The organism is Rhizobium sp. 16-488-2b, assembly GCF_017741815.1.
GTDB lineage: Bacteria > Pseudomonadota > Alphaproteobacteria > Rhizobiales > Rhizobiaceae > Rhizobium.
This window is the reverse complement of sequence record NZ_JAGHMF010000031.1, coordinates 157,661-177,917: the sequence shown is the minus strand read 5'-3', so window position 1 is coordinate 177,917 and position 20,257 is coordinate 157,661. Positions and strand designations below refer to the sequence as shown.

Genomic DNA, 20,257 nt, shown 5'->3' with positions numbered 1-20,257 from the left:
CCTTGGCCAAAGAGGGTGAAGACATGGCATTGAGAATTGGCGTAGATTCCGGCGGCACGTTCACCGATGTCTGCTTATTCGACGAGGAGACGGGGAAACTCGACATCTGGAAAGTACCGTCGACACCTGATGACCCTTCGCGCGGAATCTCAGATGGTGTTTCGGAAGGGCTTGCGACCGTTGCCAGCACCGCGGCCCATGTGGCTTTCCTCGGCCATGGAACGACGGTCGCCACCAATGCACTCATCGAGTTGAAAGGTGTCGCCACCGGGCTGATTACCACCGACGGCTTTCGTGATCTTCTGGAAATCGGCCGTCAGAAGCGCCCAAGTCTCTATGACATGAACGCCGAAAAGCCGGAAACCCTGGTCAGCCGCGACCGTCGGCAAGAAGTTCCAGAACGCCTCAAATGCGATGGCTCAGAGGACCGCGTGCTCGACGAGGACAAGCTGCGCGCGGCCGTGCGCAAGCTCGCCGAAGAGGACGTCAAAGCAATTGCCGTTTGCTTCCTCTACGGCTTCCTGAATAACGCACATGAGAAGCGCGTGGTCGAGATCCTTCGTGAGGAGATGCCTGACGTCTTCGTCAGCGCCTCACATGAAGTGGCGCCGGAATTTCGAGAATACGAGCGGATGTCCACGACAGTCGTAAATGCCTATCTCGGCCCGGTCATGCAGCGTTACATTGACCGGCTGAAACTTCGCCTGTCGGAACTCGGCGTGCCGGTCGCCCCGCAGCTGACCCAGTCGAACGGCGGCGTCATCGGCTTTGACATGGCAGCCCAGCTCCCAGTCCGCACCGTTCTTTCCGGTCCGAGCACCGGCGTCGTAGCAGCGCAGGCTGTTGGCCGCATGGCGGGCTTCGACAATATCATCACCTTCGACGTGGGCGGCACATCAAGTGACGTCGCACTTCTGCAGGGTGGCGTCTGCAAGCTCACCGGCGAAGCGAACGTACACGGCTACCCGATCAAGGCGCCGATGCTGGATATCCACACGGTCGGAGCCGGCGGCGGTTCGATCGCCTTCGTCGACAGCGGCGGCCTGCTCAAGGTCGGCCCACGCTCAGCCGGAGCGGATCCGGGGCCGGTCTGCTACGGACGGGGCAACACGGAAGCGACCGTGACCGACGCCAACATCGTCCTACAGACGCTCAATCCCGTCGAAATTCTCGGTGGGCGCATGAAGGTGCGCCGCGACCTTGCCATCGAGGCCGTTCAAAGACTGGCCGACCAGCTCGGTCTCGGACTGATGGAGACGGCACAGGGTATCATCTCGGTCGTGACCGCCAATATGGCGAAGGCCATTCGCCTCATCAGCGTGCAGCGCGGTCATGACCCGCGCGACTATGCGCTAATGGCCTTCGGCGGCGCAGGCCCGCTGCATGCTGCACGCCTTGCCAAAGAACTCGACATGAGCCGCATGATCGTGCCGCTCACCCCCGGCACGCTCTGCGCACTCGGCCTGCTTCTGACCGACCTGCGCTCCGACTTCGCGATCTCGCGGCTAATGAAGGTGAGCCAGGACGCCGTCGAGCCGATGATCAGCGGTTTCGAAGCACTTGAGGCTCAGGCCGATGCCTGGTTCGCCCAGGAGGACATCGAAGCCGGCCGCCGCATCGTCAACCGCACCGCAGATGTGCGCTATGTCGGCCAGAACTATGAACTCCAGGTTTCCGTAACTGCAGGCACTGTCGGTGCCGACACGCTCGATGCCCTGATCAAGGGCTTCGAACAGGCCCATCTGCAGCGGTTCGGGTTCATCGCCGAAGGCGAGCAGATCCAGATCGTCACCCTCCGCCTGGAGGCGGTAGGTGTCGTCAACAAAGCCGAGTTTGTGCCGCAGCCCGACGCTGGCCTGGATTGCCAGGCGGCCGTCATCGGCTCCCGGCAGGTCTACATGGACGAAGCCAAGGACTTCGTCAGCTGCCCCGTCTACACGCGCGAGAAGCTGAAGCCCGGCAACCGCATCGCGGGACCCGCAATCGTAGAGCAGATGGACACCACGACCGTCATCCTTCCGGACATGCAGGCCACGGTCGATCCCTATCTCAACCTCATTCTGGAGGCGCAGTCATGACCAAGATCGACCCGATCACCATAGAAGTCATCGGCAGCGCGCTGACGTCGATCGTAGAAGAAATGGGCGAGGCGCTGGTTCGCGCCAGCTATTCGACCAACATCAAGGAGCGTCGCGATTGCTCGACGGCTTTGTTCGACCGGCATGGCAACACTTTGTGCCAAGCCGAGCATATTCCGATGCACCTCGGCAGCTTTATCGGCATCATCCCACACATCAACAAGCGCTTTGCAGCCGATGACATCAAGCCCGGCGACGTCTTCATCGGCAACGATGCCTATGAAGGCGGCGCTACTCACTTGCCGGACATAGTGCTGGCCGAACCGATCTTCCACGGTCCGACCATGGTCGGGTGGGCAGTGAACACGGCCCACCACGCCGACTTTGCCGATCGGGGACATGCCCATATCTACCAGGAAGGGATACGCCTGCCGCCAGTCCGCCTCTATCGCGAGGGCAAGCTCCAGCAGGACCTGCAGGACGTATTTCTGCTGAACTGCCAGGTTCCTCACGAACGGCTTTCTGACCTTCGCGCGCAGATGTCTGCCAACCGGCTCGGCGTTCAGCGCATGCAGGATCTCTGCAGCAAATACGGCGGCGATAAGGTCTTGGCGGCGGGCGACGCCCTGCAGGATTACGCCGAGCGTAAGATGCGCGCCGGCATCGCGGCAATTCCGGACGGCACCTATAGCTTCACAGATTATTTCGACAGCAACCAATTCGCCGACGTGATGGAGCTGAAGGTCGACATTACCATCAAGGGCGATGCGATGCACTTGGCCTTCGATGCGCCGTCGCAGGTCGCTGCCGGTCTGAACGTCATCTACACCGCCTTACTCGCTACCTGCTACTATGCCGTAAAAGCGGTCATCGATCCGACCATTCTGCCGAATGCCGGTCTGTCGCGGCCGATCAGCGTTGAGGCGCCACACGGATCGTTGCTCAACTGCAAGCACCCCGCGGCTGTTGATGGGCGCATCATCGCCTGCCAGCGGGTTGCCGACCTGGTTCAGGGTGCGCTTGCAAAAGCTTTGCCTGGCAAAGTGACCGCTGCTGGCAACGGCGCTTGCACCGGCGCGCTCTTTACCGGCACGCGCGAGGACGGTTCGCTCTGGGTCTATCTGGAAACGATCGGAGGTGGCGGCGGCGCGCGTCCGACGGCGGATGGGTTGAGCGGTATCCACGTCCACATGACAAACACATCCAACCTTCCCGTCGAAGCACTCGAACTCGAATATCCTTTGACACTGCTGCGCTACGAACTCGCTAACGGTTCAGCAGGGGCCGGCACATGGCGCGGAGGTATGGGTTTGCGACGTGTCTACCGTATCGAGGCAGATTGCCGCTGCGCAGTCGACGGAGCACGCTTTTCTGTCCACCCCTGGGGGCTCGATGGCGGTCTGGAGGCCGCTGGCTCGCATTTCGATTTCGGAAACGGGCAGCAAAATCTTCCGGGAACAGTCCAGTTAAGGGCGGGACAGATCGTTGAGATCGTGACTCCCGGCGGCGGCGGTTATGGCTCATCATCCGGTCGATCTTCGGAGGCTGTTCGCCGCGACATCAAAGAGGAGCGCATCACCTCCGATTTCGCTGAACGCGTCTACGGCTTCAGTTCGAAGCAGAACCCTCATCGCGCAGTGAGCGCCTAAATATGAGGAATTCCGCCTATTTGTGCCAAAGGGAGCTTTGGCACAAATAGCAGTATATCGTTACGGGCAAATCGCGGCGAAATGGGTGACGACGGAGATCAGCTTCGACCGGCATTGGTGCCCGTATCCTTTATTGTGATCAATAAAGCGGGTCTGATGGAAACAGCTGCGCCGCGCTAATACGCTCCCCAAAAACAATGCCTTTCGCCGCCATCGCATCGGCAAGATGAAGTTGACGACCTGGTCGGAATACGAGGCAAGCCTTCGCAGGCGCGGAAAAACTGCTGGTGTAGATGGAGGCAGAAGTGCTGTCGTCGTCGTGGCAGGCACCAAAGCCAACGAACGCGAGGCAGCCAGCGGCGCTATTCAGATCTCGCAATCGTGTCGGCCTGCCGCTGGGCTTGGTGTGCGGTCTACGCCAGCCTGACGGCAGGCTTTTTTGGCATCGGTACTGGCGTTGATATGATTGGACCCGCGGTTCCCGATCACACAACGCTATAAGCCGCCGGGCAAGGACATGGCGATCGGCTGAAGGCCGGAATGGGCGCTGGTCGAAACCGAATCGGCCGCTACAAATCGATCGCCGACCTCCGACTGCGTGCGCGATCCTTCGACGCGAAGAAGGCCGAGATCACAATTGGTAGCAACGTCTCAATTGCATGCTGTCAGGCTCACGCCCAAAAATTAGTCCGCCGCAAAGGCAACGCAATAGCGGTAGCGTCAAAGACTGCAATCCAGTCATCCCGCGACCTATGCGCCAACCCCAGTTTGATTCAATCAGACGGGAATTGCCGTTCAAAAGTGAAGCAGAACACGGTCGGGATCGGCAACTTGCGTTGCAGCGGCGGCGAAATGTTTGTGTGGCGACCCCTTAGGGATCGCCACATCATTTCATTCAGTAAAGTGGGTTTTTTCCGTCACGATCGGGCCGAGGTTCATTGCGCCCTTGAGGTCGTATCCCCAATCCAGCGACGCCTTGCGATCATAGATCAACCGGCTTTCGACCAGCGGCACAGAGCAGACATTCGCCATGATCTTGCTCTGGGCTTCCTTCCAAAGAGCGACCTGCTTTGCCTGGTCGGTTTCAGCCTTCGCCGCCTTGATTTCTGCGTCGGCAGCCTCGCAATGGGAGAAGTTTGTCACCTGCCCCGGCGCGCCGATCTGACTTGGGCCATAGAAGAATTGAGTCAAATAGACGTCAGCAATCGGGAAGCGTGCTGCGGTATAGATCACCATCGGGCTCAGGTCCTGACGGATCATCTGGTGATAGGTTGCGTGTTCCACAGGCTTTATTTCAACCTTGATGCCAACTTCAGCAAGTTGAGCCTGAACGATTTGCGCGAAGTTTAGCAGGCCCGGATTTTGGCTGCTGATCAATGGGATCGTCAAGCCGTCGGGGAACCCTGCCTCGGAGAGTAATTCCTTAGCCTTCGTCGGATCATAGCCAAGAATACCGCTATCGGGGTTGAAACCCAGGTTGTTCGAGGGCACTGCCGATGTTGCCGGCTGGGTGAAGTCTTCACCCTGGAACTTCGCGATCTGCGCCTGATCGATTGCATAGCTGATTGCCTGTCGGACTTTAAGGTTGTCCAGCGGCGCAATCTTCGTGTTGAGATGCAGTTGCGCCTCTTCGGCGGGAGCAAATACATCCACCGTGACGCCTGGCACCGCCTTCAATCGAGCAACGCTATTCTTATCCTGGACCACAATTGAAGTGTCTACCTCACCAGCCGTGAAAGCGAGGTCGCGAGCAGAAGCTTCCGGCAGGAAGCGCGCTGTGACGGAAGTCAGTTGCGGCTTGCCACGGAAATAATCGTCATTTGCGACAAGTTTGATGCTCTGCCCCGGGGTCACAGTCTCAACCTTGAATGGTCCCGTTCCGAGCAACTTCCCCGCGGATGATTTCACAATGAAGCCACCCCCATAATTTGCCAATACGCCGAGAACAGAGGGAATGGTATGATCGAGCGTGATCTTGACAGTCAGATTGTCGATCTTGTCGACTGACTTGAAGGCCGCATAGTCGCCGGCGAATGCAGAAGTGTCTTTCTTCATCGCCTTGTGGATCGAGAAGACCACGTCTTCCGCGGTCACTTCTGAGCCGTCATGCCATTTTACGCCCGGACGCAGATGGAATGTCCACACCAGTCCGTCCGCCGACGTCTCCCAGCTTTCGGCCAGATCAGGCTCGATCAAAGCAGGATCGGTACTACCAGGCTGGAAACGGACCAAACCGCTGTAGATCCACGACGCAATGGTGCGGTCGGTAGTGTTCGCCGCAAAATGTGGATCAGATTGCGAAATGTCGGCAGCTTCAACGCCAACCACCAGGTCGGTTTTTGGCGCCGCCGAGACTGACGCCGGCAGCGTTGTAATGGCCAGAGCGAGCAGCCCGCCCGCCAATATGCTTTTGATAGTCATTTCATTCTCCCTCTTTCAATTTGGGCTCCCCACCCAGCGGTGCTTGTGTCACCACCGGGACAGTCACTTCGATACAGGCGATGCGACTTCTGTCTCCGTCCGCACAAGATGACCCGGCCCGGCTTCGCGCCAGCGCACGACAGGTGGCGAATAACCGATTGGCCTCATTGGTGAAGGCCGCTTGCCGTCGTCAGGAATCTGTTTACGCGTCCCTCGCAAGTCCGGGTGCGCTATGGGCACAGCCGATAGCAGGCGCTGCGTATAGCCATGCGATGGGCTGCCTATTACTGCTTCGCGCGGTCCGACTTCGACGATTTCGCCGAAATGCATCACAGCCACGCGATGACAAATGCGTTCAACGGCCGCGATATCGTGGCTAATGAAGAGATAGGAGAGTCCAAACTCTTCCTGCAGACCTATCATCAGCTCAATGATCTGCGCTTTGACGGTGACATCCAGTGCCGAGACCGCCTCGTCCGCGATGATTAGTTTAGGCTCCATCGCCAAGGCCCGAGCAATACAAATGCGCTGCCGTTGTCCTCCGGAAAACTCATGCGGATAGCGGTTTGCCACCGATGTCGGCAGGCCGACCCGGGCAAGCAGCGCTTTCATGCGATCGCGCGCCTCGGCTTTGTTGGCAATACGATGAAATATGATCGGCTCCATGATCGCGTTGCCAACCGTCTGCCGACCGTCGAGCGAACCATACGGGTCCTGAAAGATCATCTGCACATCACGGCGAAACGCGGCTCGAGCGGCGCTGGAGGAGTATTCAATAGGCCTCCCCGCAAGTTTAACAGTTCCGGAGTAAATCTTTTCGAGGTTCATGACCGCTCGACCGATCGTCGACTTCCCCGAACCGGACTCACCCACCAAACCCAGCGTTTCACCAGCGCGGATCGACAGCGACACACCTTCCACAGCGTGAATATTCCCTTTGTGGCGTGCCAATAGTCCTGCGCGCACAGCGAAGCGAACTGTCAGATCATCGACTGAAAGCAATTCCCCTTCGCGTGGGGAAGGCAATTGCTTCACCGTATCAGACAGACCTGAAGCGAGTTGGGGTACGGCGGCGATAAGGGATCGCGTATACTCTGCCTCTGCTCCGTCAAAGATCGGCTTTACCGCCCCGTGTTCGATCAAGTCGCCGGACTTCATCACGAGCACATCATCGGCGATCTCTGCGACGACACCCATATCATGAGTGATAAACAGGATCGATACGCCGGTGTCGCGTTGGATTTCCTGCATTAATTCGATGATCTGCGCCTGGATCGTCACGTCGAGCGCCGTCGTCGGTTCGTCGGCTATGAGTAGTGCGGGGTTTGACGCGAGCGCCATGGCAATCATGACCCGCTGGCGCATCCCACCCGAAAAGGTGTGGGGGTAGGCACCGATTCTGCTCTCGACGTCGCGGATGCCGACGCGTTCCATAAGACGGCCCACCTCCTCCATTGCGGCGTTGCCGGTCATACCACGATGATATCTCACTGCCTCCGCGATTTGATCGCCGACCCGCTGAACCGGATTGAGCGACGTCATAGGCTCTTGGAAAATCATCGAGATTCGCCCGCCGCGGATGTTGCGCATCTCGCGTTCAGACAAACCGAGCAGGTCTGTGCCCTCAAACATAATCCGTCCGCCGACGTCGGCAGTGTTTGGAAGTAGCCTCATCATCGCGAGGGCGGAGACCGACTTCCCGGATCCTGACTCGCCTACGACCGCAAGCGTTTGGCCTCGGCGGATAGTGTAGGACATCGGCTTTAGCGCAGTGAAGCGACCGAACTTCACGCTCAGGTTTTCTATCGACAGTAAGGGCTCGCCGACGGTGGGTTCTAGAATTGTCATCGTGATTCTCCGTCGCGAACTACGCGTAGCCGCGGGTCGATCGCATCGCGCAATCCATCGCCGATCATATTGAAGGCAAGAACGAGGATCAGTATTGCGACGGAAGGCCAGAGGGCGAGGTAAAATGAATTGAGAATGTTCTCAAACCCTTGACGGACCATGCCCCCCCACGTTGGCGCTGGCGGCGCGATTCCGAGCCCAATAAACGCAAGTGAAGCTTCTGTTCGCACCGCCGTCGCCATCCAGATTGACGCCATTACGAGAATCTCGGGGACAATATTCGGTAGGATATGACGAAAGAGAACCCAGGTTTCTGACAGGCCCAAAGCACGCGCGGCTTGGATGAACTCGCGATCACGAACCGAAATCACTGCGGATCTTGCGATACGTGCGAACGCCGGGACGGCCGTAAACGCAATGGCAATGATGATGTTGGTCATCGTCGCGCCGAGCATTGCGACTAGAGCGATACCCAGTATCAGTGACGGAAACGCAAGCACAACATCCATCACCTGCATCAATACAATGTCGATCCTGCCGCCGAAGTTACCAGCGACCATGCCGATCAAAGAACCGACAAACACTGCAAGCGCGGTCGAAAGGATGCCAATTGTCAACGAATACCGAGCGCCGAAGAGCAATCTCGAGAGCGTATCGCGCCCGAAATTATCCGCGCCCAAGAGATACTTCGCATCCGGCGGCGCCAGTTGCGCCAGAATATTCTGTTTAATGGGATCCATTGGCGCGATGAGGGGCGCACATATCGCGGCAAGCACCATGAGAAGCAAGATGGTGCTTCCGACGATGACCGGCATGTTCATCCAGTTGGGCAGTCGGCGGCGCGCATTCATTTTGGAGTCGGCTACGGTCATTTGTATTGTACCCGTGGGTCGAGGAGGCCGTAGGTCAGGTCGGTGATCAAATTGACCAGCACCACAATCAGCGTGTAGATGACGATCAGACCCTGCAGCAGGGTGTAATCCCGCTGGGAGAGGGCCGTGAGGATCAGTTTGCCAAGCCCAGGACGGTTGAAGACGATTTCTGTCAGGACGGAATTGCCAATCAGAATACCGAGATAGAGACCAACAACGGTCGTAATTGGGATCAGGCAGTTTCCGAGTGCATGCCGCCAGACGACGACGCTTCCCGGCGCTCCCTTCGCGCGGGCGGTCCGAACGAAATCCTGATTGAGAACCTCAAGCATCGCCGATCGGGTGACGCGGGTGATGTACGCGAGCATGAACATCGCCAAAGAAACGGTTGGCAAGACCATATTCCGGATGTGCTCGCCGATGGTGTTCCCCCCGGCCCCGGAGATCACCGGAAACCATCTCAGCTTGATTGCGAACACCATCATCAAGACAATCGCGCCTACAAAGGCCGGAGCAGAAAGTCCAATCAGCGAGATGAGGCGCATAGCGTAGTCCGGCATCTTGTTGCGCCTTACTGCAGCCACGACGCCTGCCGGGATCCCGAAAATCAAACCAAGTACTAGGGCGGCGACTGTCAACTCCAGTGTCCACGGAAGCACCGCTACGATCTCCTGGAGGACGGGGCGATTGGTGATCATTGAGCGCCCAAAGTCGCCACCCAAGATCTGGGCCATGAACGTGACATACTGGATGTACATCGGCTGATCGAGACCAAGCCGGATCCGTATCGCGGCTGCAGCCGCTTCACTTGCCTGTTCGCCAACGATCACCTGTGCGGGATCGCCCGGAATAATGCGGACAAGAACGAACACGCAAGTCAGGACGAGGAACAGGGTCACGAGCGCAAAGCCGACGCGCTTCAAACTGTAAGCGATCATTGCAGGACTTCCCTGGCTGGACGACTGCGATGATTGAGGGACGTTTTCTGCCGCTTTTTTACAGGGCGACAGCTCCGGTCCCGGATCGCCTCTACCACGTCGGCATTCTGCGACCAAAACAAGTTGGCCCCGATGTCAATGCAACAACTCGTTTTCGCTCTATCGCCCAACGCGCCCTCCTTTACGGCGTTTGATAAAGCCCACACGCTTCACCAGACACGCAACATGCATTCGATCCCCGGGGCGAACGTTGATCCGTGCCGCTCCCACATTGTTCATTTTGCCGTCGGCCAAACCGCGCCAAATGCGGCAGACCGATAAGCGTGAGAAAATGTGGAGTATTTTGCCACTTCTCCCACGAAATTAATGCGCCATAATGTCATAAGTTCATAAAACGTCAAGTAGACTAAGCCATAAACGAGCGTTTTTAATCATATTTGCTCTTATATGACGTTTTTTGATGATATTGGCTTGCGAAAGATAGCTATTGCCGGTAGGTCATTAGCGGTCACTGGACCGACGCCACGAACGGGTGCTGGAGCAGCCCTGAAGCGATCGGCTTTTAACCGTCTTTTGGCGGGTTGGTCCTTTTCACATCAATTCAAGTGAGGAAGAAAATGGTCGAGGTCATCAAAGTCAAATCAGGAAGCCTCTACGAGGAAAAGGAAAGCTACTCGCGCATCGTCGCGGTGGACAATTGGATCTACGTGTCCAACACCGCTGGCCGGAACTACAAGACACGCGAAATGTCCACAGATCCGGTTGAGCAGGCTAAACAGTGCTTCAGCAACATCGAGGGCGCGCTGAAATCAGTTGGCGCCAGCCTCGCGGACGTCGTTATGTCCACGGTCTACATTCCAAATCCCGAAGACGCTCCGACCGTCATGGCCTATGTCGGCGAGCGCTTTAGGGGAATCGACCCAGCCCGCACTGTCCTCTGCTCCCCATTGGGGAATACTGATTTCAAGGTGGAAATTGAAGTCACCGCCTATAAAGGCGCGGGCGCTGTCGAGGCGAAATACCTCACCATCACCCTTTGATTTTAAGTCTGAAGGCCGGCTAGTCCGGCCTTCCCCACTTTAAAGAAACCTTTTATCGATCCGATTTCTCGCGTAGTAAACGACCATGGCATTGAGAAAAGCGAGAGCGCGCTTGAACGACAAGGATATAGCCCAGGACGAGGATTTTCTTCCTGCAGAACGGCGAGCGAAGATCATGGATTGGTTTTCTGCCAATTCCGTCGCCTCGACGCAGGATCTTGCTCGGCGCCTGAATGCGTCAATTTCGACCATCAGACGGGATCTTGATCTGCTCGCTTCGGAGGGCTTGCTCAAGAGGACGCACGGTGGAGCTGTCCGAACTCGGCAAAACACTACTTATGAACAGCGGACTGAAGAAGCGAAGAACACGTCGGTAGAGGAAAAAAGAGCGATTGCGAAAGCGGCGGCAAGCATCTTGCAGCCGGGGCAGAGTGTCCTGATCGATTCAAAGTCGACCTCACACCATCTGGCGCATGCGATAGCTGAGCTTGGCATCCCGCTGACTGTCATCACCAACGATGTTCAAGTCGCCGCAATTCTCGCTAACAAGGATCCAATTTCAGTCGTGGTGCCCGGCGGGAGTTGCCGGCACGGTGCCTATGTGCTCCTTGGAGAAACAAGCACCAAATTCGTTCGCGAACTGAATTGCGACCATTTCTTCCTCTGCACTCATGCCGTGGATACGACAGGACCGACCGATACCTCATTGGACTTAGTGCAGCTTCAGCGAGCGATGGTCAATGCTGCCATGGAAACGACCTTGATCATCGATAGTAGCAAGTTTGGCAGCCGCAAGATCTACAGCGTCGTCCCAATCGAGCAGATCAAGCGCATCATAACTGATGAGGGACTAGCGGAGGAAGATCGAGAAAAATATTCCGCTCTCGTTGATGATTTGGTGATCGCGCCGTTCCTGGAGGATTTCCTTTCTCAATCGGAGGATTAACAGCAAAACACTTGTCTGCTTTGCCGAGAAAGCACTACCGTGAACATGAAATCTATTTTTAAATTCCGGCGACGCCTGAGACGATAGAGCTCATTCCAACCACACCCTGTCCGCTAAGAGACCTGTTGTCTGTATCCATCCGGGGAAGCTTCCGATTACCCACATCTGCTGCAGACGAGGTTGCCTCCGATGAATCGTCTGTGATTCTGTCTGTGACGCCGAATCACGGAGGCGTCGTAGATGAGCGAGGATACGGAAGCTGGTGGAGTGGGCTGGCTTGGCGATGAGATCATATCATCGGGTCTGCCAGACAAACGCCTGGCGCGCCGGATGCACCGGCTGCTTGACCAGATAATGTCAGCGACTGGTCACACCCCATCCCGGCGGCATGTGGTGACTGGGCCGCGACGAAAGCGGCCTACCGGTTCTTTGACAATCCTCGCGTCACAAAGCACGGCGTGCTGGCTGGCCATTTCGCTACGACCGCTAGGCGCTGCGCAGACAGTGAAGGTCCGATCGTTGTCGTGCAGGACACCACTGAGTTCACTTACAGCCGTACGAGGCTGGGCAAGATCGGCTTCACCAAGACCATTAACGCCGGAGCTTATAAAGCGGGGCGGTCCTACCCGGTAACGTTATGTGGCATGTTGATGCATTCGAGCCTGGCGTTGACACTGGAAGGCACGCCACTTGGGTTGACGGCAGCGAAATTCTGAACACGTACGAAGTACAAGGGAACCTGGACGCTCAAGCGCCATGTCAATCTCACGCGCGTTCCGATCGAGACGAAGGAAAGCTATCGTTGGCTTGAGAATCTGCGCCAGTCCATGGCGCTCATCGACGCACCGGAACGCTGTGTGCATGTGGCCGACCGCGAGAGCGATATCTACGAACTGTTCTGCCTCGCGCAGGATCTCAGCACACGCTTTCTGGTGCGGGTGCAGACCAACCGGTTGGCGACCGAGCCGACGGGCCCTGAGCCGAAACAGGGAGCGCATCGGGTCTTCGCCCAGCTCTCGGCTGCACCTTGGGTCGGATGCCATTGTGTCAAGATCGGCCAGAACGAAATCGCGAACCTACATGTGAAATTTGCCACTATCGAAACCCTGCCACCCAAAGGTAAGCGGAAGCGCTACGCCCCAGCTTCTCACCTACATCCATGCTCTTGAGATCAACCCGCCGGAGGACCGTGCGCCGATCGACTGGAAGCTGGTGACCAATCTGCCGGTCGGCGATATCACCGCCGCCATCGAGAAACTTGAATGGTACGCCTTGCGCTGGAAAGTCGAGGTCTTTCACAAGGTGATGAAATCCGGCTGCGGCGCCGAAAAGGCAAGGCTCGAGACCGCAGATCGATTGGCGAAGTTCCTTGCCCTCATTGCGGTGGTCAGCTGGCGGATATTTTTCCTCACCATGTCTGCACGGGAAAAGCCCGAGGCGGAACCGGAGACAATTCTTTACCCCGGCTGAAATCGTGACACTCGACAGCATCGATGCAGCGCGCCCCACGCCGCGCATCCTGCGCAGGACCCTTGCCTCCTATTTGCTCCAGATCGCCATGCTCGGTGGCTATCTCGCTCGTAAGCACGATCCTCCTCCCGGAAACATGGTCGTATGGCGAGGCCTGGCACGCCTCAATGACATCGCCTTCGGCATCTCCATCGCAACTCGCCGACAATGTGGGTAATCGGAAGCAGGGGAAAGCCGCGGGGCTTATGATTTCGCTTCGTCCGCCATGATGCGTTCGATCTTTTCTGGATCGCATTGCTCGTCGACGAGGAATTGCCGGACACCGCCATCCAAGGCGCGGATATCGGCGAGAAACTCCTTCAGGCTCTCGACGCCTCGTTCGGTGAAGGTGGTGATGCCCTCTTCGGTTCCATCGTAGGCATGGATCATCTCGCCGTAGTCGATGTTGTCCGAGTTGCTGGCGATTTCCTGGAGAAGTTCGAGGTTCTCGCCGATCAGCCTGGCGACGTAGTCGATCGTGTAGACATGCGTCGGGCGCGCCATCAGGCTGCAACCTGCCGAGCGTAGCCTGTGGCGGACCAGTTCCAGGGCAGGAGTTCCGGCAGCGGTGAGACGGGAATGCCGGGCATGCGAGCGAGCGCGCTGGCCAGCCAGGCCTGCGGATCGATATCGTTCATCTTGATGGTGACGGTCAGGGAATACATGAAGGCGGCGCACTCATCTCCGCGCTAGGAACCGGCGAATGGCCATGCCTTTATTCCGAGAGCCATCTACCGGACATTCTGCCCACCTCGGGGAAGAAGTCGAGTTCCATCACCGCTGGCATGCGTTTTATGGTCGTATCCGTCCGGCGAAGGCCGTCTGTCCTGACTTGCTGATTGGCTTTAAATCCATGCCTTATGTCATGTGCTACAATCATTTCCCCCATTGAGGTTTTGCCCGTCGACGATCCTGGTCGCCGACGGGATTGGTCGATTGGTCGGACGAAGAGAAGGTTCGGATCGTCGGGGAAAGTCTACAAGGCTTTCGGCAGGGTTCGGTGGCGGCGCGGCGATATGGATTGTCACGGTCATTGTTGACCCGTTGGCGTCGGGAATACCGTAGTGGTCTTCTGGGCAGTTCCGCTATAACGGGCTTCGTGCCGCTTGCGGTTTCGCCACCGGCGGCGGCATCTTGCGAGGTAGCCTCATCGCCGCGATTTGAAAACGACAAGACGATCGAGATCGGCCTGCCGAATGGCCGACGGTTGACGATCCCAGCCTCGCTTGATCCGACCATTCTTGCCCGCCTGTTGCCCGTTGTGAATGGGTCATGATCGCGTTTGTGGATCGCGGGCGGGGTGACGGACATGCGTTGCGGCATGAACAGCCTGGCGCTGAAGGTTCAGCAAGGTCTGGCCGCGATCCTCATGGCGGTGAGGTCTTCTGCTTCCGGGGGCGCAAGGGTGACCTGATCAAAGTCCTCTGGCATGACGGCGTCGGCATGGCGCTTTACCTGAAGCGGCTGGAAGCTGGGAAGTTCGTCTGGCCAGTCACCAGAATGGCTCCGCCTTGCCGGTGTCGGCGGCGCAGCTCGGCTGAATCGACTAGCGCAACCCGCGCTGGACGCAACGACCTTCGAAGGCAGACTGATCGCCTGCATTCCTCTGTTTTTGTTGGGCTTTCGGCATGCGCCATGGTAGCTTTAGGCCATGGATGATGCTGCTTCGGAGATAGCCAGACCGCGCCGCTCTTGCGACATCGGAAGCGCGTGCCGCCTCTGCCGAGGCCGACCTCGCACAGGTGCGCGCGGTCCTGACGACGTCTTAGCGATGATCCGGCATCTCAAGCTCGAGATCGCCAAGATGCTTCGCGAGCAGTACGGCCTGAGCGCGGAGCGCCGCGCCCGGCTGATCGAGCAAATGGAATTGCAGCTCGAAGAGCTTGAAGCCGACGCCACCGAAGACGAGATCGCTGCGGAACGCGTGGCGACGAGAATTGGATGCATCGTCATATGACTACTCCTAGTGTTACCATTAGGATTGGCAGTCAGCAGCTCATCATCGCAAGACGGCCTTCACCGTGGGCTTACGAACGAACGTGTGAACTAATGAACTAATTTTCTCGCTTTGTGTTCAGGGCGAAAATAGACATTGCACATCCAAAGGCAGGCACGTACAAACGAATTTATTTAGCCGACAACGGAATATATCCTGTCAGCACTAATATAAGAAATGTCCTGCTTTGAGCGCAAGTGGCGCCTCTGACATATAAAGTAAGAGACGCCCGTAAATTCGGCGTAAGGAGTTGTTGGATACCGAGGGCTATTTCCGACTCATCAAACGAGCCCCCCGATATCCGACAGCTGAAGATCCTGCCCACTTCGCTGAGCACTTCAGGCAGGTCAGATGACAGCGACGTGCGGGGACAATCCAAAGTGCCGTCCCGGAAGTATGCAGAGGCCGCAACAGGACAGCTGTGCGTGAGCGATTCCTAATGATACGCGGCGATATCACTGCCGAATTTTTTTGTCTGAAAGATTAGAGGACCAGCGCTCCATCGAAGAGACGGATCGATGAATCTGAATTCATCAGAGTGTCCTATCTCTAAGCTAAATCATCTAATTAAAAAGACCCCTCAATTTAACACTACGCATAATCGGCGAATGAGAAATATTTACTCAAAAAGAAATGATATTTAACAAACTTTTATTACAAAGCATCTGCCACGGCACAATACATAAGTAAAATACACGCAAACATTATCTTCATGCCATACTAGTGGATCGATTCCTTCATGCACATGACCTCACTTCTCGGCACGTACGCACGATTTGGGCGCTCAATTGCTTCACGAACTAGGTTGGCTATATCATTGGGCTGGATCATGTCATTACTCGAAATAAGGTCAGTCCAGGCACTCATTTCGGTGGCAACAAAGCCCGGGCAGATGTCTATCGCTCGCACTCCGCGGTCCCAACCAACGTGCTGAGTGGTCTTGGTGAGGCCTCCCAATGCATGCTTCGTCATGTTGTAACCGACAAAAGGATTCAGTACCCGCTGCCCTGACATGGAGTTGATGTTAACTACGCGGCCAGATCCGGTTTCACAGAGATATGGTAGGCAGAGCTCTGTCATTCGCAGCGGAGCCACGCAGTTGATGTGCCACTGCCGATGGAACTGCTTATAATCAATATCTTTCTCAAGATTTACGGGTTCTCCACAACCAGCATTGTTAATGAGACCGTCGATCCTTCCGAATTTCTCGACGGCCGCGGTCACCCATGCCGCCATTGTATCGTTATCCTCAGCATCGAAACGGGCATAGTGCAGCCATTCGCTCTGTGGTCCGAAAGCGGATTCGAGGTCTTTCACTCTCCGGGCGCCGAGGCTCATGCGGTACCCGTGCACAATCAGGTTTTCCGCGATCGCTTTGCCGATGCCGCGGCTTGGACCGCTAATCAAGATCACCGGGCTTTGGTGAATTTCTACAGTCCACTGTGGACACCCGCGTCTGAAATGAAGAACACGTCCGTTGTCCGTATGTTCCTTGGTAAGTTCTACGCCAAGAAGTGCAGCGACAACCCTGAGCACGCCTCCATGGGAAACAAAGAGTGTGTTTTCAGTATCGGCATGGGCAAGGGCCTTTGCCACACGCATAGAGAACAACTCCGTGTTCTCAGTATCTGGATAATTTTCCTCAAACATCTTCAGTGGCCCATAGCCGCCCTCATGCTTGCCAAAGTCACGCTCTTTGAGGTCATCATCAATTTCAAAGCAGAGGCATCCGATGTTAGCGATTACAGCGGTCTGGATTGCGCGTAGAAGCGGCGAACAGACGACACTGCCAATGGGCAGTTTGCGCAGAACGTTGCCGGCGAGGACCGCCTGCCGTTTGCCGGTTTCATTTAGACCGATGTTCGTGCCGGCGCCCTGTACACCCCAATGTTTCTCGCCTTGCACGAATACTTCTTTCTCATTCAAATCGGTTTTGCCGTGGCGAAGGAAATAAAAGTCGCCGACACTGGCTGGTGCTTGGGCAGGGCCGAGGTACTCGAGAGAGATCGGCATTCTAGGATGCGATATCTGAAAGTCTTATTTCGATATAGAGATGGCCTGACTAGGGTGCTTTTAATATCGGTCAGCGCGTGAGAGATACGAACCTCCTCAAGCGCGTGGATCTATGCAAGCCTTCTATGCAAGCCTTATAGTCAGTTGGCCAACTGGCATGGTCCCTACGTTATCTTTTAATCGCTGGAATAGGGAACTCGTAATATCTGGCCACCTTCAAAAGCCATTTACACCTAAACTGGGCCCCTATGCCGTCAGCACCCCAAAAGAGATGGTCCACCAACCGCGTTCAGGGATTTGTGATTCGTCCAGCAAACCTGCACCAACTCTATCCTGTTCTTATTCCCTGCCACGTTGGAATGCGTAAGCGCTGACGTTCAATTACGGTTTATATATTCGAGGCCGGCCCAACACGGAAACGACAGCTCAGCAAGGTGGGTACACCTACCGCAACAAATGACGCGTGAGCCACCTCGTTGATTGGTATAAATTGCACTCCGCTTGGACACATCCCGCTTCAAAAATCAGAGAAACACCAGTTCCACTCACCTTAGACTAGAACAGCGACTTGATCTCAGACAATGGATTTGCTGTATGAGCCGTCGTCCACAAGCGCGTCTGCAATGACTGGACAGCTGAGCACGACGATCCGACAGCTCGAAGCGGTCGCTGAATCTGGACGCGCCACGTCAGCGGGAATCGAGCGCGTGCTATTCGTCTCTGCCGGGGCCGGTCTAGCAATCGCGAAGAGTCTGAAACATTATATTGAAGAGGTCAGCCGGAACCTCAGATATGAGGTGTACGCGTCTGCAACCTTTGTGAATCTTCTGCAGGTCAACGCGCACGCGGTGGATGATCCGGCGACGCTTGTCGTGTTGTCTTCGAAGTCAGGGATGACACCGGAAACTGTCGACGCAGCGGGGTTCTTGAAGAACAAGGCTTGCAAGTCAGTTGTCTTCACGACATCTGCAAGCTCAAAACTCGCCTCCTTCGGTCATCAGGCATTCTTCACGGGGAAAACAACTCAAACTTTCCAAGCTATCCATATGCTCATACTGTCTTTTATTGGTGGCATTCTGAAGGAAAGAGAGAACTGGGCACTACTTCCGGTTCTTATTTCATCTCTGCAGGCACTTCCAGTTGCCTTGTTTAAGGCCGCAGAAAAAGGCGTCGAGCCTGGAACAGCGTTTGCTGCAAGATTTGCAGAGGCTCAACCAATCTATTTCATCGCCTCGGGATGCGCCGGGATCGTTCCTCATGCGTTTGGGCTGTGCGTCCTACAGGAGAGGTTTGGGTTCGAAATTCATACAGTGGATGGTGCCGACTTCTTCCACAGTTTTGTTGAAACTGTCCGCCCGGAGAAGGGTAGTCACTATGTTTTAATTATCCCCACTGACGCCAGCAGGCCTCAAATGTTGGATGTTGAGACCTTCTTCAACACCCGATTCAAAGAGGGCGAGATAAGCTACGAGGTAATAGAGACAGCGGGCTTTGATATGTCGGGCATTGATTCACAGATTGGAACAGTTATCGGTCCGTTGATCTGCGAGGCGTTTTTGAAGCCATGGGCACCGATCCTAGCGGAAGCTTCAGGGAAAACAATGAAGGATCCGCTGCGGCACATGGGAAAGTACGACTACTACAATTGTCACCGCTCCATGGGGGCTATATGAACGCCCTCGCCCCCGGGCAGACCTATCCTTGGCTCAAAAATATCCGGCCAGTGGTGTCATCTTTTCTCCTGCGACGTGTGCACTATGTCTGTATTTTCATACATTTGTGTAATCAAATAAACGTTTGTATTTTATTTTAATCGTTATATAAGAAATATTGTTATAACTTACTTGTTTGCCATATCAACATAACGACGGTACATTTATTGATGCCACAAAGAAATTACATCATAAACGCAGAATTACATGACATTTCCACTATTAAATTCTAATATCATTAAAATACACTCTTTCCAGCACATACAATCTCTTCATATTTAAAAAACATATCACTCTGATCCTGTGGCTGACGCTGCCGGGTAAAGACATCGAAGGGGCCGCGCTCGCCGTCCACTGTGCGCACCGATATCTCACCGTTTTTCTCGAAACAACTGCTGGGCGGGAACGCCACAAAATAGCATGGAGGCCCACGGGATTGGGGGGCGACACTCCCATCAACAATGGAGTTGAGTTTCTCATACGCCTCGGCGCTTGTAACGCCTGAAAGGTATGGTGGAAGCGAGGTTACTTTTGCGGTTGAATTGCCATTGTTGCAAACAAGGAATCGATTCTTTACACACCAGTCTGCTGTTCCTGCATCCATATACATGTAAAGAAGCTTGTCGACCGTCACAGTCTGATCGAGATCTGCAACCGGGTAACCCTCGCTTTTCCAGCTGTCGAGATCCTCGCGGTAGTCTAGTAGCGCCGCCTCAAGCCCCGCCTTTACATCCGGGCCCAGGACTGTAATGAGAGAAATAGTTTGCAATTGACGCTCCAACTCATCCGCCATGCTTATACTTTTGCAGGATTAGTGTTTTGTGCCTCCAGCTGTAAATTCTCTTCTGATCATTTTAGAGCACAGCTGCAGAGTATTTAACACCCGGCCTCCTCTTTGTTGGTTTCTGTGAACTTTTCGAGATGCGAAATAAATAAATAATGGAATCATATCTCAATTGTTTATCCGAATCTGCCAGCGTGCATGTATTGGGAAGGGAACCTCTCACAAAGCATCATAATTGGAGCAGCCCCACTTTTGATATTAGTGTCAGTCAATGGTGGTCCCGCAGATCAGCCAATCAGGAACGCATATAGTGAAACGGTGAATTCGATGCGCTAGATAACAGGAACCCTTCCACTAGCAATTGAGTTGTATCCGCGTCAGCCTCTCGTGCCTAACCAAAATTCGATGCTTTTTAGATATTATTATTTATCCTAGTGGATTCTGATTTTGA

The 20,257-nt window shown here is 55.5% G+C and carries 18 protein-coding genes and 2 pseudogenes; 11 read left to right on the top strand and 9 right to left on the bottom strand.

The features are described 5' to 3' along the window. The first annotated feature begins 23 nt into the window (after positions 1-23). Both J5286_RS23080 and J5286_RS23075 read left to right on the top strand, forming a co-directional pair. Positions 24-2,078 carry a hydantoinase/oxoprolinase family protein gene (locus J5286_RS23080; RefSeq protein WP_042474725.1) on the top strand — a complete coding sequence of 685 codons (2,055 nt, stop codon included), beginning with the start codon at positions 24-26 and terminating at the stop codon, positions 2,076-2,078. Then, positions 2,075-3,727, top strand: coding sequence for a hydantoinase B/oxoprolinase family protein (locus J5286_RS23075; protein ID WP_209193654.1), 1,653 nt, complete (start codon positions 2,075-2,077; stop codon positions 3,725-3,727). The genes J5286_RS23080 and J5286_RS23075 overlap by 4 nt, the downstream gene beginning before the upstream one ends. A 139-nt stretch (positions 3,728-3,866) precedes the next feature. Here J5286_RS23075 and J5286_RS31780 read toward each other — a convergent pair whose 3' ends face one another. From J5286_RS31780 to J5286_RS23050, 5 genes are all read right to left on the bottom strand, one after another. After that, a complete protein-coding gene (locus J5286_RS31780) occupies positions 3,867-4,106 on the bottom strand; it encodes a hypothetical protein (RefSeq protein WP_209193653.1) in 240 nt (79 codons plus the stop codon). 512 nt (positions 4,107-4,618) lie between these two features. Then, entirely contained in the window at positions 4,619-6,148 is a 1,530-nt protein-coding gene (locus tag J5286_RS23065; RefSeq protein WP_042474731.1) for an ABC transporter substrate-binding protein, read from the bottom strand. Between the two features lie 63 nt (positions 6,149-6,211). Beyond that, on the bottom strand, positions 6,212-7,996 hold the full coding sequence (locus tag J5286_RS23060) for an ABC transporter ATP-binding protein (RefSeq protein WP_209193652.1): 1,785 nt from the start codon (positions 7,994-7,996) through the stop codon (positions 6,212-6,214). Further along, entirely contained in the window at positions 7,993-8,868 is an 876-nt protein-coding gene (locus tag J5286_RS23055) for an ABC transporter permease (RefSeq protein WP_080705461.1), read from the bottom strand. Before J5286_RS23055 ends, J5286_RS23060 begins: the two co-directional genes overlap by 4 nt. Next, a complete protein-coding gene (locus tag J5286_RS23050) occupies positions 8,865-9,806 on the bottom strand; it encodes an ABC transporter permease (RefSeq protein ID WP_015084385.1) in 942 nt (313 codons plus the stop codon). The genes J5286_RS23055 and J5286_RS23050 overlap by 4 nt, the downstream gene beginning before the upstream one ends. 617 nt (positions 9,807-10,423) lie before the next feature. On the opposite strand from J5286_RS23050, the gene J5286_RS23045 reads away from it, so the two are divergent. From J5286_RS23045 to J5286_RS31350, 5 genes are all read left to right on the top strand, one after another. After that, entirely contained in the window at positions 10,424-10,846 is a 423-nt protein-coding gene (locus tag J5286_RS23045; RefSeq protein WP_015084383.1) for a RidA family protein, read from the top strand. Between the two features lie 112 nt (positions 10,847-10,958). After that, entirely contained in the window at positions 10,959-11,792 is an 834-nt protein-coding gene (locus J5286_RS23040) for a DeoR/GlpR family DNA-binding transcription regulator (RefSeq protein ID WP_052365238.1), read from the top strand. Positions 11,793-12,169: 377 nt separating this feature from the next. Beyond that, a complete protein-coding gene (locus tag J5286_RS31645) occupies positions 12,170-12,508 on the top strand; it encodes a transposase DNA-binding-containing protein (protein ID WP_348529309.1) in 339 nt (112 codons plus the stop codon). Between the two features lie 111 nt (positions 12,509-12,619). Continuing rightward, positions 12,620-12,961, top strand: a complete 342-nt coding sequence (locus J5286_RS31355; protein WP_245206676.1) for a hypothetical protein — start codon at positions 12,620-12,622, stop codon at positions 12,959-12,961. A gap of 43 nt (positions 12,962-13,004) precedes the next feature. Continuing rightward, positions 13,005-13,262 carry a transposase gene (locus tag J5286_RS31350; RefSeq protein ID WP_234711732.1) on the top strand — a complete coding sequence of 86 codons (258 nt, stop codon included), beginning with the start codon at positions 13,005-13,007 and terminating at the stop codon, positions 13,260-13,262. 243 nt (positions 13,263-13,505) lie between these two features. Here J5286_RS31350 and J5286_RS23030 read toward each other — a convergent pair whose 3' ends face one another. Both J5286_RS23030 and J5286_RS23025 read right to left on the bottom strand, forming a co-directional pair. After that, entirely contained in the window at positions 13,506-13,805 is a 300-nt protein-coding gene (locus J5286_RS23030) for a hypothetical protein (protein WP_209193651.1), read from the bottom strand. After that, positions 13,805-14,032 (bottom strand): annotated as a pseudogene (locus tag J5286_RS23025) (transposase domain-containing protein); the annotation flags it as partial. The pseudogene J5286_RS23025 and the gene J5286_RS23030, both read right to left, overlap by 1 nt. A 197-nt stretch (positions 14,033-14,229) precedes the next feature. Between J5286_RS23025 and tnpA the strand changes: the two are divergent. The 3 genes and pseudogenes from tnpA to J5286_RS23010 all read left to right on the top strand — a co-directional run. Beyond that, positions 14,230-14,577: an IS66-like element accessory protein TnpA gene (gene tnpA, locus J5286_RS31775; RefSeq protein ID WP_449090064.1), complete on the top strand. Its 348-nt coding sequence runs from the start codon at positions 14,230-14,232 to the stop codon at positions 14,575-14,577. After that, complete coding sequence (tnpB, locus tag J5286_RS31770) at positions 14,574-14,960, top strand: IS66 family insertion sequence element accessory protein TnpB (RefSeq protein ID WP_209193650.1); 387 nt, start codon at positions 14,574-14,576, stop codon at positions 14,958-14,960. The genes tnpA and tnpB overlap by 4 nt, the downstream gene beginning before the upstream one ends. Continuing rightward, positions 14,953-15,240 (top strand): annotated as a pseudogene (locus J5286_RS23010) (transposase domain-containing protein); the annotation flags it as partial. The gene tnpB and the pseudogene J5286_RS23010, both read left to right, overlap by 8 nt. Positions 15,241-16,017: 777 nt before the next feature. Here J5286_RS23010 and J5286_RS23005 read toward each other — a convergent pair. Next, positions 16,018-17,310 carry an SDR family NAD(P)-dependent oxidoreductase gene (locus J5286_RS23005; protein WP_209193649.1) on the bottom strand — a complete coding sequence of 431 codons (1,293 nt, stop codon included), beginning with the start codon at positions 17,308-17,310 and terminating at the stop codon, positions 16,018-16,020. A 623-nt stretch (positions 17,311-17,933) separates the two neighbouring features. On the opposite strand from J5286_RS23005, the gene J5286_RS23000 reads away from it, so the two are divergent. Continuing rightward, positions 17,934-18,983, top strand: a complete 1,050-nt coding sequence (locus tag J5286_RS23000; RefSeq protein ID WP_209193648.1) for an SIS domain-containing protein — start codon at positions 17,934-17,936, stop codon at positions 18,981-18,983. A gap of 277 nt (positions 18,984-19,260) precedes the next feature. On the opposite strand, the gene J5286_RS22995 is transcribed toward J5286_RS23000, so the two are convergent. Next, positions 19,261-19,815, bottom strand: a complete 555-nt coding sequence (locus J5286_RS22995) for a RolB family protein (RefSeq protein WP_209193647.1) — start codon at positions 19,813-19,815, stop codon at positions 19,261-19,263. Positions 19,816-20,257: the final 442 nt, after the last annotated feature.